Genomic DNA, 16,866 nt, shown 5'->3' with positions numbered 1-16,866 from the left:
TATAGGATAGCTTATAAAACCATTCAGTCATACTTTTTCGACTTGATTGCTATAGGTTATTATAAAACTGCATAATTAACAAATATTTACACCATGCTCACAAAACATAATTTCGTTTATTTAATAAAAAAATCAAACCCGTAAGTTTGATTCTATATTTCAATGGGGCGAACGAAGGGGATCGAACCCTCGCATGACGGGACCACAACCCGCTGTGTTAACCACTTCACCACGTTCGCCATGTATCAAGCAGGTATTATTATACCCTAACTTCTATTCTTTGTAAATAGTTTTTTGTATTTTCTTCGTATTTCTTTTCTTTTTTTCGTTGTTATGCCTTTTTATCATTCATAAAGGCAGCTTCTTCTCATAAAAGCTGCCTTTATCTTAATTATTTTGTTCCGTATTGTGCATAATATGCATCAATCGCAGCCTTAAGTTCATCATCAATAATGATTTCACCCTTATACTCTTTATTGTATAAATGCTCTACAACATCTGCCATGGAAACGATCGCATTCGTATCAAAGCCATATTTTTCTTTGATTTCATCTAATGCACTGATTTCACCTTTTCCTTTTTCCATACGATTTAAAGAAACTATCAGTCCCTTGATTTCCACATCGGCTTGTGCCTTCAAAATTGGGAAAGTTTCCTCAATAGATTTTCCGGAGGTTGTAACATCTTCAATAATTACCACGCGATCGCCATCTTGTAGCTTACTGCCTAGTAAAATGCCGGTATCCCCGTGATCCTTTTCTTCCTTGCGATTTGAACAATAACGAATATCAACTCCATATAATTCAGAGATTGCCATCGTTGTCGCAACTGCCAATGGGATTCCTTTATAGGCAGGACCGAATAATACATCAAAATCCAAGCCATAGTTATCATGAATGGCTTTTGCATAATATTCCCCTAACTTACGCAACTGTGATCCGGTTACATAGCCGCCGGCATTCATAAAGAAAGGTGATTTTCGACCACTCTTCAAGGTAAATTCACCAAACTTTAGAACCTTGCTATCCACCATGAATTCAATAAATTCTTGTTTATACTGTTCCATGACTTCCTCCTATTTCATCATTTCTTCAATATCGAAATATGTCTGCTGCGGATTTGCACTCTTTGTAATGCTTCGTCCTACAACAATATGATCACAGCCTTCTTCCTTTGCAAAGGCCGGAGTAGCAACACGCTTTTGATCATCTTTAGAATCATCACTTAACCGAATACCCGGTGTAACCGTTAAGAAATCCTTTCCGCAAGCTTCATGAATGGCACGCGCTTCATGCACACTGCAAACGACACCATCAAGTCCTGCTTCCTTCGCATTTTTAGCATACTTAATAACGCAATCCAATACCTCACCCGGAATACCCAATTCTTCATTCATCGCTTCCTTTGAAGTACTGGTAAGCTGTGTAACACCGATGCATAGCGGACGTTTTCCATTTACAGCGCCTTCCTCTAATCCTTGGATAGCCGCTTTCATCATCTCAATACCACCTGCACAATGTAAATTGACAATATCAACATCAAGCTTTGCCAGATTCTTCATTCCGCCTTTTACCGTATTCGGAATATCATGAAGCTTTAAATCTAAGAAAATGTGATGTCCCAATGCGCGAACATCTTTCACAATGTCCAAGCCGCAAGCATAGGTTAATTCCATTCCAATTTTCACATAGATAGGTTCCTGAAATCCTTTCAAAAATTCCATTACTTCTTCACGTGTTGAAAAATCAAGCGCAACAATCGTTTTATTCATTATCTATGACTCCTTCCTACAGCCTCTTCCAGACTGTTTAAACCATATTTTTTTAAGACCTGCGGTAAATCCTCGATAATTTTTTGACAGCAGTATGGATCAACAAAGTTTTGTGCACCGACCTCTACCGCCTGTGCTCCGGCATATAAGAATTCAAGGACATCTTCAGCGCAGGTAATACCACCAACTCCAATAATCGGAATTTTTACAGCTTCATACACCTGATAAACCATACGAATGGCAATTGGCTTCACACAAGGACCGCTTAAACCACCAGTCTTATTCGCAAGAATCGGTTTTCCCGTTTTCAAATCCAAACGCATTCCCATCAGTGTATTGATTAACACGATACCGTCAGCTCCGGCTTCTTCTACCGCCTTGGCAATTTCTACAATATTGGTTACGTTCGGTGATAGCTTCACATATACCGGCTTTTCAGCCGCTTCTTTTGCCAGCTTCGTAATATGAGCGGCCAACTTCGGATCAGTCCCTAAGCCGATTCCACCATGTTTTACATTCGGACAACTGATATTCAACTCATAAGCTTTTACAACCGCATTGTCATTTAGTTTTTTTATAACCTCGATATATTCATCTTCACTTGCACCGGCTACATTAGCAATAATTTCCGTATCAAATTGTGCCAACCATGGAAGTTCCTTTTCCATAATGACATCAACACCCGGGTTTTGAAGGCCGATGGCATTCAGCATTCCCATTGGTGTTTCCGCAACTCGTGGGGTAGGATTTCCAAAACGGTTGTGTGGGGTTGCACTTTTAATCGCAATCCCTCCTAAGATGGATAGATCGTATAACCGAGCAAACTCACGCCCAAACCCGAAACAGCCACTTGCGGGAATGATTGGATTTTTTAAATGCAATCCGGGCAATGTTACATGCAAATCCATTAAAACTCCACCTTTCCGATTGGAAACACAGGTCCCTCTTTACAAATCTTATGATATAAATTTTCTTCCTTTTTATCCTTGGCAACACAAGCCATACAAGCGCCGATGCCACAAGCCATACGACTTTCAAAGGACATATAGCCTCGCGTATAGCGTGCTTCGATTGCTTTTAGCATCGGACGAGGTCCACAACTGCATACATAATCACAGGTAATATGATGTGCATCAACAGCATCAATTACTGTTCCCTTCACACCCTTAGAGCCGTCCATAGTTGCAACTACGACATCACAGCCTAAAGCTTTAAATTCATCTTCATAAAAGACACTATCCGCATCGTTAAACCCTAAAACGACATCTACCTTTGTCCCTTGCTTACGATAGCATTTCGCAAGCTCTAACATCGGTGGAACACCGACACCACCGCCAAGCAATAGAACTTCCTTTTCATCTTCAATAGGATAGAAGCTGCCAAGTGGTCCGAAGATATTGATTTCATCATTGGCAGACAGCTTTGACAAGGCTTGCGTACCATCGCCTACAACCTTGTAAACGATGGTAAAGCAATGCTCATCATCAACATAGCTAATGCTGATTGGACGGCGCAGGAAATAGCCTTGAATCTGCAAATTAACAAATTGTCCCGGCTGCATATCCTTCGCCATTTCCGCTTGAATCATCATTTTATAAGTATCCTTCGCAATACACGTATTGGAAAGAATCAATCCGTTTTCTTCTCTCATTTGCCTACTCCATTTCATTCATGGAAATTGTAGTAAAGGTTTGTGATTCTAAAACCGCAAGGATTGCATTGGCAGTATCAAGTGATGTGAAGCAGCTGATATTGTTTTCCGCAGCAGCACGGCGAATCTCAAATCCATCGGCATTTACCGACTTCGCAATGCTCATCGTATTGATAACATAATTGACATGTCCCTTACGGATCAATTCTACAACATTATTTTCGTGATTCTCATCAAGCTTTGCAATCGCATGAACAAACAAACCACGTTCGCTTAAATATTTTGCTGTACCCTTTGTCGCATAAATACCATAACCAATATCCGCAAAGCGTTTTGCTAAACGATAACCTTCCGCCTTATCATTATCGGCGATTGTAAGCAATACGTTTCCATGTTTAGGAATACGTACACCACTAGCAATCAAGGCTTTATATAATGCTTTTTCAAGTGTTACATCGCCACCCAATGCTTCTCCGGTAGATTTCATTTCCGGACCTAAGGTTGTATCAACTGCACGCAGCTTCGCAAAAGAGAATACCGGAGCCTTGACAAAAGTACGGTTCAATTCCGGCTTAACGCCTTCCTCATAGCCTTGCTGCTGCAAGCTTTCTCCCATTACACAACGTGTTGCAACATAAGACATCGGTACACCGGTAATCTTACTTAAGAAAGGTACGGTACGAGAAGATCTTGGATTTACCTCCAATACATATACCTTTTCATCTTTATCGACGATAAACTGAATATTGAACAGTCCAACAAAGTGGAATCCTTTTCCGATACGAATCGCATAATCTACAATCGTATCCTTAACCTTTTGAGAAGCTGTCGGTGCCGGATACACACTAATAGAATCTCCTGAGTGAACGCCCGCACGCTCGATATGCTCCATGATTCCAGGGATAAACACATGCTCACCATCACAGATTGCATCAACTTCCATTTCCTTACCGATAACATATTTATCGACTAGAATTGGAGCATCATGACTGATTTCCTGAACAGCAGTCGCCATATACACACGTAAATCCTCATCATTATGCACAATTTCCATCGCACGTCCACCTAGAACGTAGCTTGGACGAACAAGTACCGGATAGGTAATACGATTCGCAATTTCAATAGCCTTTTCAACTTCATAAGCAGTATCTCCGGTTGGCTGTGGAATATCCAATTTGCGAAGCATCTGTTCAAACTCATGACGATCCTCAGCACGATCAATAGCTTCTAGCGAAGTACCTAAAATCTTTACTCCACGAGCTACCAGCTTATCTGCTAAGTTAATTGCTGTTTGACCACCGAATTGCACGATAACACCGAGTGGTTTTTCCAAATCAATAACATGCATGACATCTTCGATTGTCAATGGTTCAAAATACAGCTTATCGGAAATCGAATAGTCCGTCGATACGGTTTCCGGATTGTTATTGATAACGATAGCCTCATAGCCCATTTCACGAATTGTTTTTACACAGTGTACAGTAGCATAGTCAAATTCTACCCCCTGTCCAATACGGATTGGACCGGAACCAAGAATGATGATTTTTTCACGCTCACTTACGATACTTTCATTCTCATGCTCATAAGTAGAATATAAATATGGAGTTGTAGATACATATTCTCCGGCACAAGTATCTACGACCTTATAAACCGGTGTAATACCGTTTTCTTTACGTAAATCATAGATTTCGTTTTCTTTCATATACCACACACGTGCGATATAGCTATCCGCAAAGCCTCGCTTTTTCGCTTCCAATAAGACTTCGAGATCCCCCTTATGTGCAGCGATTTCCTTTTCAAATGCCACAAGGGAACGGAAACGATATAAGAAATAGCGATCCATTTTGGTTTCTTGGAAAATCTCTTCAATATCCACACCCTTACGAATCATAGCAGTAATCACAAAGATTCGTTCATCATCGTTTTGCTTCAGCTTATCCCAAAGTGCATCTAGGCTCATAGTATTGATTTCTGTTTTTTCTAAATGATCAACCTTCATTTCAAGTGAACGAATAGCTTTTAGAATTGCTTCATCAAATGTACGTCCGATAGACATTACCTCTCCGGTAGCCTTCATCTGTGTACCAAGCGTACGATCTCCTTTTGGAAACTTATCAAAGGCGAAACGTGGGAATTTTGCGACAACATAGTCAATGCATGGCTCTGCACAAGCATAGCTAGTCTGCGTAACCGGATTCATGATTTCATCAAGTGTCAAACCGACAGCTACCTTGGCAGCCAACTTAGCAATCGGATAACCGGTTGCTTTAGAAGCTAGCGCACTGGATCTTGATACACGTGGGTTTACTTCAATTACATAATATTTAAAGGAATTGGGATCAAGTGCCAGCTGCACATTACAGCCTCCGCAAATTTTTAAAGCACGAATGATTTTTAATGCCGCAGCACGCATCATACCGCATTCACGATCGGTAAGCGTCTGGGTTGGTGCAACAACAATAGAATCTCCGGTATGAATACCAACCGGATCGACGTTTTCCATATTGCAGACAACAATTGCATTATCTGCATTATCACGCATAACTTCATATTCGATTTCTTTATATCCGGCAATGCTTTGTTCAATCAAGCACTGATGAACTGGAGATAACTTTAAACCATTTTCGCAAATAACTTCTAGCTCTTCTAAATTATTCGCAAAGCCTCCACCGGTTCCACCTAAAGTAAAGGCCGGACGTACAACCACCGGATATCCATTGGTATTTGCAAATTCAACTGCTTCCTCTACGGAATGCACAATAACACTTTCCGGTACCGGTTCACCAAGTTCATACATCAACTCACGGAATTTATCACGATCTTCTGCCTTTTCAATAGCATCAAGCTCGGTACCTAAGATTTCTACACCACACTCATCTAGAATACCGCTTTCTGCCAATTCTACAACCAAATTTAAGCCGGTCTGTCCACCAAGACTTCCAAGTACCGCATCTGGTCGTTCCTTATAAATGATGCGACTTGCAAATTCCAAGGTTAATGGCTCGATATACACACGATCCGCAATTACCGAATCGGTCATGATAGTTGCCGGATTGGAATTGATCAAAATAACCTCATAACCTTCCTCACGTAAGGAGGTGCAGGCCTGTGTTCCGGCATAGTCAAACTCAGCTGCCTGTCCAATGACGATCGGTCCTGAACCGATTACTAAAATCTTTTTAATATCTGTTCTCTTTGGCATTATTTTGCACCTCTTTCATTCATCATTTCACAAAATTCATCAAACACATACGCAACATCATCAGCACCCGGAGCCGCTGCCGGATCAAAGGCAAAGGACATCAATGAATAGCTTTCATGCACAAAACCTTCAATGGAATTGTCATTCAATGCCGTATGTGTAACCGTAATTCCCGTATTTGCTAAAGAAGCTTCATCAATATCATAGCCATGATTTTGGCTTGTAAATTCAACCTTATTCTTTTTCAGATTGCGTACCGGCGTACTGTTGCCATGATGTCCGACCTTCATTTTCTTAACGCTAGCACCTAAAGCAACTGCAAGAACCTCATGACCTAAGCCGGTTGCCATAATCGGGCATTTTCCTAACAATGCTTTTGCATTTGTTATGGTTTCTTCGATATCATACGGAGAACCGGGACCACCGGCATATACGATACCGTCTGGGTGAATCGCCAAAATATCTTCGGCACTCATGTTGTATGGTACGACCATCAAATCACAGCCTCGCATATTAAATTCACGAATAACGGCATATTTGGTTCCGATATCAACAAGCACGACCTTCTTTCCACGGCTTGGAATCGGAAACGGCTTCTGCGTAGATACCTTGGCTACTCCATCGCTTAAAAGCTCCGTTTCCTTCATCATTTTCACAATTGCTTCCACATCGGCATCTTCATCAGCCATCATTGCCTTCAGCACTCCATGATCACGTATTTTACGAGTAATCTCACGTGTATCAATATCCGCAATACCGGCAATATTTTTCAGCTTCATAAATTCATCAAGCGTTGCATCGCTTCTCCAATTGCTAGGCTCTTCACAATATTCCTTAACAACAAGTCCAAACAGCTGTGGAGATAAGCCTTCAAAATCATCACGATTGATACCGCAGTTCCCGATTGCAGGATAGGTCATCATCACAATCTGTCCATAGTAAGAGGAATCGGAAATAATTTCCTGATATCCTGATATACCGCTTTGGAAAATCAATTCTCCCATGCGATAGTTATCGCTTCCGAAGGCTTTCCCTTCGTATACACTTCCATCTTCAAGAATTAAAAGTCGTTTTTTCATAAGGTCTCCTTTCGCTCATAGGCTATTTTACCATTTACAAATGTTTTCTCTATTCTACACGCACAATTCCACCCATCAAAGGGAGTATTCTTCCCTTTGGAAAGAAAACTTGCGGGATCAATAACATCAGTTGCCTCTACATTCAACAAAAACATATCTGCATCATATCCAACGGCAAGCTTTCCCTTTCGCTCCATACCAAAGCGCTTTGCCGGTGCTTCACTCATAAAGTACATAAGTTGATCTAAGCTAAAGCATTTTTCTTCTTTCACAAAACGTGTATAAAGAAGTGGGAAAGCTGTTTCCAACGCTACGATTCCAAAAGGTGCTTTTTCCATTCCGCGCTTTTTTTCTTCTTCACTATGTGGGGCGTGATCATTGGCAATCATATCAATCGTACCATCTAATAAACCGGCAATCAAGGCCTGACGATCTTCCTCACTGCGCAACGGCGGATTCATTTTATGATTAGGATTTTGTACGTCCATTTCATTCAGCAGCAAATGATGAGCAGTTACCTCTCCACTGCAATCCACCCCCTGCTTTTTATAAGTTCGTAAGAGCTCTACGCTTTCCTTAGCACTTATATGACAGATATGGTATTTCGCACCAGTCTGCTTTGCCAACTCTAAGTCACGTTTTATTTGAGAATACTCGCAGGCACTCGGAATTCCGACAAGTCCCAATTCTTTATTTCGAATCCCCTCATGCATACAAGCCGTAGGTGTACGATACTTCATATCCTCGGTATGAGCAACGATCATTGCATCGAGAGCCTTGGCTTTCTGCATCGCCTTTTCCATCATTTCCGCACTCTTCACACCTACTCCATCATCACTGAAGGCATGGATTCCAAGCTTATAAAGCTGTTCCATATCGCTAAGCTCTTCGCTTTTTTCTCCCTTGGTAATACAAGCATAAGGTATTACATGAACCTCAGCTTCCTTTTCAATAAGCTGCAAATACTCCTTCATGACCTCAGCACAGTCCGGATAAGGAAGAACATTGGGCATCGCCATTACCGTAGTAAAACCGCCATGAGCCGCAGCCTGCGTTCCGGTTTTGATGGTTTCTTTATGTGAAAAACCCGGCTCACGCAAATGCACATGCACATCAATCAGACCACTCAACAAATACTGTCCCTTTGCCTCAATGACCTCATCGACCTCCTCCTCGATATGCTCGGCAATTTTATGAATGCCGTTTTCATCAAAGAGAACATCGCATAAAGTTTCTTGATCAAGCAATCGTGCCTGATGTATCAGGTTCATTTTTCTTCCTCCTTTGAAAACGTATATCCGAAGGCGCGCTTCATAACTGCCTTACGCACCAACACTCCATTGCTCATCTGTTGAAAGATACGGCTATTGGAAGCTTCTACCAAATCGCTGTCAATTTCCACACCGCGATTTACCGGAGCAGGGTGCATGATAATGGCATGCTTTTGCATCAGCTCTGCACGCTTTTTTGTAAGTCCATAGCGTTTCAAATATTCTTCCTTGCCCATATTCATTGTTGCCGCATGACGTTCATGCTGAATACGCAGCATCATAACAGCATCGGCCCAAGCCACTGCTTCATCAATATCTTTATATAAACTCGAATCGGAAATCCATTCCTTCGGTCCACTAAAGCAGACCTCACCACCCAAAATTTGCATTGCCTCTTTTATGCTGTTAGCAACACGTGAATGCACGATATCACCAATCACCGCAACCTTAATTCCTTCAAAGGTCTTAAACTCTTGGTAAATCGTCAACAAATCCAATAAGCATTGAGTTGGGTGATTGCCACAGCCATCTCCGGCATTCAAAATCGGAATATTGATGTTTTCCAGCTCCTTGAAATATTCATCGCTTTTATGACGAATCACAAGCGCATCATATCCGATGCTTTCAAAAGTTTTTACCGTATCATACAGGCTTTCACCCTTCTCCACGCTGCTTCCCTGCGCACTGAAATTTTCTACGCAACAGCCTAACTGATGCTGCGCACTGGCAAAGGAAAAATGCGTTCTGGTGCTCGGTTCAAAAAAAAGATTAGCAACCAGCTTACGTTCCGGTAATTGCCAATCTTTATGAGAACATGAAAACGCATTCGCATCATGGAGGATTTCAAAGATTTCTTCTTTTGTTAAATCACTGATTTTAAACAAGCTCTTTGTATTCATAAATATCCTCCTTTTATTCAAAAAAAGACCATTTTGTCATACAAAAGGGCCTTCTCTATACACAGAAAGAATCATACGTTGCCTTAATGACCTCTCTGGATCATATTAAAGGACCTTTTATCGTGGATAATTGTAACATATTCTTAAAAAAATTCAATCCTTTTCTTGTATTTTTAACAATCCATACACCGTTTTAAGATTGTCTCGATAAGCGTCGCATTGCGATAATTTACCAAAAGCCTTACGTGTCCCTTTGTTGTTCCATCGGATAACGATAATATGACACTTGGAAGCTCTCCCTCCCATTCCCGTCTTTAGAGGTTTGCACCATGAATGTTTAGAGGCTATTCTGAGAAAAAGTTGAGATTCTCCAGTATTTATCGTTGTTTTTTGTGCTTTAAATTTATTTTATTTTTTTATTTATTTGGTATAATTATGGTGTAAACGTGTAATCTTTGGAGGACACTTTCTATGGCCTATTTTCTTAAAAAAACAAAACGAAATGACAGACTTTATCTTTCCATCTATGAGAGTTTTTATTCTCCAGAAACCAAGAACACCCGACATAAAAGTTTTCGTAAAATCGGGTTCGTTGATGCTCTTATCGAACAGGGTATAGATGATCCAATCTCTCATTTTCAGAAAGAAGTAAATGAACTGAATTCTAAACGGGAGACAGAAAAGTGTCGCATCAACTTTCAACAGATTTCTGACGTTTCACCAGAACTGTGTCTGGGTTATGTGCCAATTGCGAAAATCTTGAACATACTGGATGTAAAAGAACATTTTGGGTATTTAAGTTCTTCAAGGAAGTTCGAGTTCGATGTATATGATGTCTTTTCCGCTCTTGTATATGCTCGTGTTGTTGCGCCTTTATCCAAACATCAGACTTTTCATGATATTCTTCCAAAGCTATATGTTCAAAAAAACTTCAGTTATGATCAACTCCTGGAGGGCTTGGAATTCATGGGCGAAGAATATGAGAAACTGGTTGAAATACTAACCGTTGCGACTGATGACAATTTTATTCTGGATTCCAGCCGTTCTTATTTTGATTGTACAAACTATTACTTTGAAATCGATAAGGAATCTACTCTTCAAAAAAGAGGTCCTTCCAAAGAAAATCGAAGGGACCCTATTGTGGGAATGGGCCTTCTTTTAGACGCACAGATGTTACCAGTCGGCATGAAGATATTCCCAGGCAATGAATCTGAAAAGCCGGTCATGCGTGATCTAATCCACGATTTGAAATCAAGAAACAATATCAAGGGCCGTACCATCCAAATTGCTGATAAAGGCCTTAACTGTGCTAAAAATATTATTGAAGCTATCGATAATGGAGATGGCTATCTGTTTTCGAAATCTGTAAAAACCCTTCCTGAAAGAGAAGGACAATGGGTTCTTCTTGATGACGGATTCGAAACAGTGTTTAATCAGAACGGAGAACCCGTTTATAAAATCAAGGAATGCATCGATACGTTTACCTATTCATACAAGGATGATTACGGGAATGTCATAACTCGTAATATAAAAGAAAAAAGAACAGTTACCTATAACTTCAGTCTCGCGAAGAAGAAACTGATGGAAATCAATAGAATGATTGAAAAAGCCAAGGCACACCGTGCATGCCAGGCCAAAAAAGAAGAATATGGTGAATCATCAAAATATATGCAGTTTCTAGATGATCAGGGAAAAAGTATAAAACCCCAGCTAAATCTAAAAGCTATAGCCAAAGACAAAGAACTAGCCGGATATAATATGCTCGTAACATCTGAAATCAATATGTCATCAAAAGACATATACAATGCTTATCATCAGCTTTGGCAAATTGAAGAATCCTTCCGCATCATGAAGTCCGAACTTGATACACGTCCGGTCTATCTACAAAAAGAAAATCGGATCAAAGGGCATTTCTTCATCTGTTACACAGCCGTGTTATTATCACGAATCCTTCAATTCAAGATTCTGGAAAATAAATACTCAGCAAGTACAATATACGATTTCATGAGAAAATTCCGAGTTGTAAGAATCAACTCAACAAGATTCATAAATCTATTAACCAGCAAAGAATTCGTAACAGATTTATCCAAAAAATTAAATCAACCAATAACAAATTATTATCTAACAGATAAACAAATAAAAATGATGCATACTCGATAATCAAATATCGAGTGTTGCACCATTTTTTACTATTCAACCTCTAAAGTCAGGTACTATACTATCTAAAAACCATTCATGCCATAAAGGAATACACAAAATTTCACAATCTTCTGAAATGTATTTAACATTGTTTTTTATATGCATCATATTAAATGATTTGTAGTTGTTTGAACATTTTATATACTCCATTATCATCTACATCATCGGCAATATAGGTTGCTTTTTGCTTTATTTCATCGTTTCCATTTTTCATGGCAATCTTTATATTACAGGCATTAAACATAGGAAGATCACTTGAAGAATCACCAAAACATATAGATTCTTTTTTATCCATATGTAAATAGTCCAGTAACTTATTGATAGCAAATTCTTTACTGATTCCTTCGGGACTGGTATCTCCATAAAGGGCAAGTTGCCCTTTTCCACCCCAGGTTCCCACAACCATATCCTTAAACTCTTTCACGGCATCCAGATAATCTTGATAACTATTTAATACAAATGCTGTCTTGTTTACATCATCTCTATATTTTGATGTCATTTTTCTAAAAGCTGGGTTTATTGGTGCATTTACAGCTGATTTATTATTACCAAATGCATATTTCATACGAGCCTGTACTGACTTTTCCATATAATCATCACTGATATATATGCCACTGTTACACTCAAATCTATAGGCAAGAGATCTTGAAATACACCAATCTGTAAAATGTTTACATTGAACATAAGTTAATGGTTTATGAAACATTTCTGTGCCTTGTACTTCAATATAATTTCCATTTCCTCCAATAAAACCATCCAATTCAAAATCAAAATGTCTTTCCAGTATTTCCTGTTTAGAACATCCAGTACACAAAAATACAAAATGCCCATTTTTTCTTGCTGCGATAACCGCCTCTTTTGCTGATGATGGTATTTGTGCTTTATAATTAATTAATGTCCCATCTACATCTAAAAACAATATTGCCATATTCACAACTCCTGATAAAAAAGATGTTCTATGATTTCCGAACATCTTTTCTATTTTTTATTCAATTCCTAAATCTTTGCCATTAGTACCAATGACCGTTTTGTACCAATTGTAACTCTTCTTCAGATATCTGTTTCCTGTACCATTTCCTTCATCATCCAAATCAACGTAGATGATGCCGTATCTCTTTGACATTTGTCCTGTACCATTAGAAACAATATCAATAGGACCCCACATAGTATATCCGAACAGATCAACACCCTTTTCAATAGCTCTTTGCATAGCCTGAACATGTTTTCTCATGTAATCAATACGATAATCATCATTAATTACATTACCTTCCTCTACCGTGTCAATAGCGCCTAATCCATTTTCAGAAATAAATAATGGCTTCTGATATCTGTCATATAAATCCTGTAAAGCCAGCATTAATCCGTCTGGGTCAACTGACCATCCCCATCCTGTCTTTGGTAAATATGGATTTACAATACCTTCAAGTGTATTTGTATCAATAATCTTTTCAGCAGCTTCAGTCTCTTCAGAAGATACTACTCTGCTTCTGTAATAAGAGAATGTAATGAAGTCTACAGGATAAGAAGCAATAATTTCTTCATCTCCCTCTTCAAAAGTGATTTTGATATTATTTTCTTCAAAATACTGCCAGATATAATCCGGATACTTTCCTCTTACCTGAACATCGGAGAAGAAATACTCTTTTCTCTTTTCTTTTTCAGCAGCAATAACATCTTTTGGGTTACATGTGTAAGGATACACTGTCTTGTACGCAATCATTGCCCCAACTTTAGCATGGTTAGAATGCTGGTGAATATACTTTACTGCAAGTGCACTTGCTACAAACTGGTGATGTGCTGCCTGATACATTCTTTGCAGCAGATTTTCGCTGTCAGGATAAATACATGCAGCATCCCAACAGATAGGTTTTACAGCCGCGTTACCAATTTCATTAAATGTCAGCCAGTAATCAACAACATCGTCAAGATTATCAACAATCGTTCTGACAAACTTCATATAAAACCCAATAAATTTACGATTATCCCATCCACCATATGTGTCTACTAAATATAATGGTGTTTCATAATGAGAAATAGTAACCATTACTTTCATTCCAAGTTCATGACAGTATTTAAACATATCATGATAGAAATCAAGTCCTTTTTGATTAGGAGTTTCTTCTTCTCCAGTCGGATAAATTCTGGCCCAGTTGATAGATGTTCTGAAGATATTAAAATTAGCTTCAGCCATCAATTTTAAATCACTCTTATAGGTATGATAGAAGTCAATGGCCTTATGAGTAGGATAATAATCTGCATCTCTTCTCAATCCTCCAAAAAAACCTCTTGCTTTAATGTCAGCAGTAGACATTTGTTTGCCATCTTCTAGATAAGCACCTTCACATTGGTTAGCAGCTACTGCACCACCCCATAAAAATCCTTCAGGAAATTCCTTTTTTACTTCTTTATTTAAAAATGCCATATTATTCTCCTTCTTTCTTATATTCAGCTACTATTGTTTTTCCTTTTTTTGCATATCCATCTGTAGTGAAACTCATTTTCTTCTCACAACCAGGAAAAATCATCATTGTTGTCAGATCATATCCTTCCTGTTTCAAATCATAGGAATTCATGCGAATGATTTTATCCCCTCTGTGGACTGTTGTGCCAGCATCTACAAACTTTTTAAATCCAACACCTTGTTTATTTACAGTATCAATACCGATATGTACCAGTATTTCTACACCATCTTCATTTTTCATTCCAAATGCATGCATGGTAGGAAACAACATTGTGACCTCTCCATCACATGGAGCCACAATTACATCATCGTCAGGCACAATGGCAACACCGGTTCCCATCATACCTTTAGAAAACACATCGTCATTCACTGCAGTAAGTGGAATGATTTTCCCACTTACCACAGCTGCAAAATCATTTGTGTTTTCTTCTTTTTTTGAAAACAACTTAAACATACTTATTTGATGCCCTTTCCATCATATAAAACATAAGTGCATAGAAATGAGACCACGAAGGAAACAGCAACACCCGCAAGAATTGCTCCCATAGTTTTTTCAAAAATAACTACACCAAGGATAGAAGAATAACCCATTGCAAAAGCTTTAGCACCCATAAACCCGGCAACAGCACCACCAGCAATACCACCAGCTACAATACTAATCATCGGTTTTTTCAAGCGAAGACTAACACCGTATAATGCAGGTTCAGAAACACCGGAAAGCATAGCACCGATACCAGCTGATAATGCAGTTGCCCTAAATTCTTTATCTTTAGTTTTTAAAGCAACAGCACAACAGGAACCACATTCAGAAATGTTATGTAAAATCCAACCAGGTCTGAACACGTTATCATACCCAGTACGAGAGAACAATTCCATCATAGGAGCTACAGGCAACATATTTACACCCATCATAACCAAGAATGGCTGAGCTGCGGCAATAATACCCGGAGCAAATCCACCTACATGTGCTTGTAACCAGATGATACCTGCGACAATCCAAGAACCAACAATATTACCAATAGGACCTAATGCTAATACAACGATTGGAAAACCAATTAAGAATACACATAATGGAGCAAATACACTTCTGAATAATCCAGGAATTACTCTGTAGAAGAATCTTTCCAGATATGCACATAGAATAGCTGTAAAAATACCTGGAAGTAATGTACTACCATAGGAAGCTAAATGTACAGGAAGTCCAAACATTGTAGTAGCTTCTCCGGCAGTCATAATAGTATTAAAATCCGGATATACCAATGTCAGTGCAATTGCCATTGAAAAAGCAGGATTGGATTTTAAAACTTTACTTGTACCATATGCCACTAATACAGGCATAAAGTAGAATGGTGCACTGGACATGAAGTTAAGCATTGTATATGCTGTAGAACTTGCTACTGATGGGATGAAGTAACTCAGTAAAGAGAGAATTACTTTCAGCATACCTGCTCCATATACTACAGTAATGAATGGTGTCAGTGACTGAGACATAAATGTAATTGCTTTTTCAAAATAATATTTGAAATTCTTCTTCTCATTACCGGACACAAGATTTTCATCAAGATTCTCATTAATTGGGGCTTCTGTCTGTACTGAATAATTTTTTTCAAGATTATCAAATACAGGGAATAAATGTTCACCAAGAATAATCTGGTACTGCTGATTTCCATAAACCACACCTAATACTCCAGGTAGATTTTTTATTTTCTCATCCTCTGCTTTATTTCTGTCATTCAAATATAGCCTTAAACGTGTTACGCAGTGTGTAATTGTTTTGATATTTTCGACACCACCTACATATTCCACTATCTGCCTTGTCAAATTATCATAATCTATTTTAGCCATTATTATTGTCCTTTCTTTGTAACTCATACAGCCTTACAATATGAATCATTAAATAAATACAATCTTCATCAGTACATCTGTAATTAAACTTTCCATTAATAAATTCACTGATTTCATGAATACACCTGTCAACTCCTTCATACTTCGTGACCAATTGACCGAATATATTAGTAACTTCAATAGAACCGTTAGAAGTTTGATGACTGACAATTCTGCTTAAGAAAAATTTCAGGTGAATAATGTACCTTGAATACGCTAACGAATCTTCATCTATCTGATTTCCAAGATATTTCATTGTGATATTCACAATACTGTTTACGCCTTCGAGCAATTCTCTTGTTTCAATATTTGTTTTTTCTTGAGACGCCACAATCAAATGGAAAGCAATAGATGTTGCTTCATCTTTTGGAAGATCTACATGCAGAGTTTCGTTAATATATTGAATAGCACACTTACCTACTTGGTATGATTCCCCCCACAGGTTGATG

14 protein-coding genes and 1 tRNA gene are annotated in these 16,866 nt (G+C 38.7%); 1 reads left to right on the top strand and 14 read right to left on the bottom strand.

What is annotated here, in order from left to right:
* Window positions 1-163 precede the first annotated feature (163 nt).
* From EUBDOL_RS01575 to EUBDOL_RS01535, 9 genes are all read right to left on the bottom strand, one after another.
* Window positions 164-239, bottom strand: a tRNA-His gene (locus EUBDOL_RS01575).
* Window positions 240-391: 152 nt separating this feature from the next.
* On the bottom strand, window positions 392-1,066 hold the full coding sequence (gene pyrE / locus EUBDOL_RS01570; RefSeq protein WP_004797856.1) for an orotate phosphoribosyltransferase: 675 nt from the start codon (window positions 1,064-1,066) through the stop codon (window positions 392-394).
* A 9-nt stretch (window positions 1,067-1,075) separates the two neighbouring features.
* Window positions 1,076-1,771: an orotidine-5'-phosphate decarboxylase gene (pyrF, locus tag EUBDOL_RS01565; protein WP_004797854.1), complete on the bottom strand. Its 696-nt coding sequence runs from the start codon at window positions 1,769-1,771 to the stop codon at window positions 1,076-1,078.
* The gene (locus EUBDOL_RS01560; RefSeq protein ID WP_004797852.1) at window positions 1,771-2,679 is read right to left on the bottom strand and encodes a dihydroorotate dehydrogenase; all 909 of its coding nucleotides are present in this window, start codon (window positions 2,677-2,679) and stop codon (window positions 1,771-1,773) included. Before EUBDOL_RS01560 ends, pyrF begins: the two co-directional genes overlap by 1 nt.
* Window positions 2,679-3,422, bottom strand: coding sequence for a dihydroorotate dehydrogenase electron transfer subunit (locus EUBDOL_RS01555; protein WP_022420767.1), 744 nt, complete (start codon window positions 3,420-3,422; stop codon window positions 2,679-2,681). Before EUBDOL_RS01555 ends, EUBDOL_RS01560 begins: the two co-directional genes overlap by 1 nt.
* A gap of 4 nt (window positions 3,423-3,426) precedes the next feature.
* Window positions 3,427-6,624 (bottom strand): carbamoyl-phosphate synthase large subunit, encoded by a 3,198-nt coding sequence (gene carB / locus EUBDOL_RS01550; protein WP_004797849.1) that lies wholly within the window; start codon window positions 6,622-6,624, stop codon window positions 3,427-3,429.
* A complete protein-coding gene (locus EUBDOL_RS01545; protein WP_004797848.1) occupies window positions 6,624-7,703 on the bottom strand; it encodes a carbamoyl phosphate synthase small subunit in 1,080 nt (359 codons plus the stop codon). Before EUBDOL_RS01545 ends, carB begins: the two co-directional genes overlap by 1 nt.
* Window positions 7,700-8,974, bottom strand: a complete 1,275-nt coding sequence (locus EUBDOL_RS01540) for a dihydroorotase (RefSeq protein WP_004797847.1) — start codon at window positions 8,972-8,974, stop codon at window positions 7,700-7,702. Before EUBDOL_RS01540 ends, EUBDOL_RS01545 begins: the two co-directional genes overlap by 4 nt.
* Entirely contained in the window at window positions 8,971-9,873 is a 903-nt protein-coding gene (locus tag EUBDOL_RS01535) for an aspartate carbamoyltransferase catalytic subunit (RefSeq protein WP_004797845.1), read from the bottom strand. The genes EUBDOL_RS01540 and EUBDOL_RS01535 overlap by 4 nt, the downstream gene beginning before the upstream one ends.
* Before the next feature lie 471 nt (window positions 9,874-10,344).
* Between EUBDOL_RS01535 and EUBDOL_RS01530 the strand changes: the two genes are divergently transcribed.
* A complete protein-coding gene (locus tag EUBDOL_RS01530; RefSeq protein ID WP_004797841.1) occupies window positions 10,345-12,033 on the top strand; it encodes an IS1634 family transposase in 1,689 nt (562 codons plus the stop codon).
* 148 nt (window positions 12,034-12,181) lie between these two features.
* Here the strand turns inward: EUBDOL_RS01530 and EUBDOL_RS01525 are convergent, their stop codons facing one another.
* The 5 genes from EUBDOL_RS01525 to EUBDOL_RS01505 all read right to left on the bottom strand — a co-directional run.
* Window positions 12,182-13,000 carry a Cof-type HAD-IIB family hydrolase gene (locus tag EUBDOL_RS01525; RefSeq protein WP_040462892.1) on the bottom strand — a complete coding sequence of 273 codons (819 nt, stop codon included), beginning with the start codon at window positions 12,998-13,000 and terminating at the stop codon, window positions 12,182-12,184.
* Between the two features lie 57 nt (window positions 13,001-13,057).
* Entirely contained in the window at window positions 13,058-14,494 is a 1,437-nt protein-coding gene (locus tag EUBDOL_RS01520; RefSeq protein WP_004797837.1) for a glycoside hydrolase family 1 protein, read from the bottom strand.
* Window position 14,495: 1 nt separating this feature from the next.
* Window positions 14,496-14,987, bottom strand: a complete 492-nt coding sequence (locus EUBDOL_RS01515; RefSeq protein WP_004797835.1) for a PTS sugar transporter subunit IIA — start codon at window positions 14,985-14,987, stop codon at window positions 14,496-14,498.
* A 2-nt stretch (window positions 14,988-14,989) separates the two neighbouring features.
* Window positions 14,990-16,378 carry a PTS transporter subunit EIIC gene (locus EUBDOL_RS01510; RefSeq protein ID WP_040462891.1) on the bottom strand — a complete coding sequence of 463 codons (1,389 nt, stop codon included), beginning with the start codon at window positions 16,376-16,378 and terminating at the stop codon, window positions 14,990-14,992.
* The coding region (locus EUBDOL_RS01505) for a PRD domain-containing protein (RefSeq protein WP_040462889.1) at window positions 16,371-16,866 on the bottom strand (496 nt) is incomplete at its 5' end. The genes EUBDOL_RS01505 and EUBDOL_RS01510, both read right to left, overlap by 8 nt.

It is taken from the genome of Amedibacillus dolichus DSM 3991 (assembly GCF_000154285.1).
GTDB lineage: Bacteria > Bacillota_I > Bacilli_A > Erysipelotrichales > Erysipelotrichaceae > Amedibacillus > Amedibacillus dolichus.
Note: the sequence above shows the minus strand (reverse complement) of the source record. Positions and strands in the feature narration are given on the sequence as shown.

Bases quoted from the DNA above. Each gene is read 5' to 3' on its own strand.
- pyrE (WP_004797856.1), bottom strand. From the start codon at position 1,066: ATGGAACAGTATAAACAAGAATTTATTGAATTCATGGTGGATAGCAAG.
- pyrF (WP_004797854.1), bottom strand. From the start codon at position 1,771: ATGAATAAAACGATTGTTGCGCTTGATTTTTCAACACGTGAAGAAGTA.
- EUBDOL_RS01560 (WP_004797852.1), bottom strand. From the start codon at position 2,679: ATGGATTTGCATGTAACATTGCCCGGATTGCATTTAAAAAATCCAATC.
- EUBDOL_RS01555 (WP_022420767.1), bottom strand. From the start codon at position 3,422: ATGAGAGAAGAAAACGGATTGATTCTTTCCAATACGTGTATTGCGAAG.
- carB (WP_004797849.1), bottom strand. From the start codon at position 6,624: ATGCCAAAGAGAACAGATATTAAAAAGATTTTAGTAATCGGTTCAGGA.
- EUBDOL_RS01545 (WP_004797848.1), bottom strand. From the start codon at position 7,703: ATGAAAAAACGACTTTTAATTCTTGAAGATGGAAGTGTATACGAAGGG.
- EUBDOL_RS01540 (WP_004797847.1), bottom strand. From the start codon at position 8,974: ATGAACCTGATACATCAGGCACGATTGCTTGATCAAGAAACTTTATGC.
- EUBDOL_RS01535 (WP_004797845.1), bottom strand. From the start codon at position 9,873: ATGAATACAAAGAGCTTGTTTAAAATCAGTGATTTAACAAAAGAAGAA.
- EUBDOL_RS01530 (WP_004797841.1), top strand. From the start codon at position 10,345: ATGGCCTATTTTCTTAAAAAAACAAAACGAAATGACAGACTTTATCTT.
- EUBDOL_RS01525 (WP_040462892.1), bottom strand. From the start codon at position 13,000: ATGGCAATATTGTTTTTAGATGTAGATGGGACATTAATTAATTATAAA.
- EUBDOL_RS01520 (WP_004797837.1), bottom strand. From the start codon at position 14,494: ATGGCATTTTTAAATAAAGAAGTAAAAAAGGAATTTCCTGAAGGATTT.
- EUBDOL_RS01515 (WP_004797835.1), bottom strand. From the start codon at position 14,987: ATGTTTAAGTTGTTTTCAAAAAAAGAAGAAAACACAAATGATTTTGCA.
- EUBDOL_RS01510 (WP_040462891.1), bottom strand. From the start codon at position 16,378: ATGGCTAAAATAGATTATGATAATTTGACAAGGCAGATAGTGGAATAT.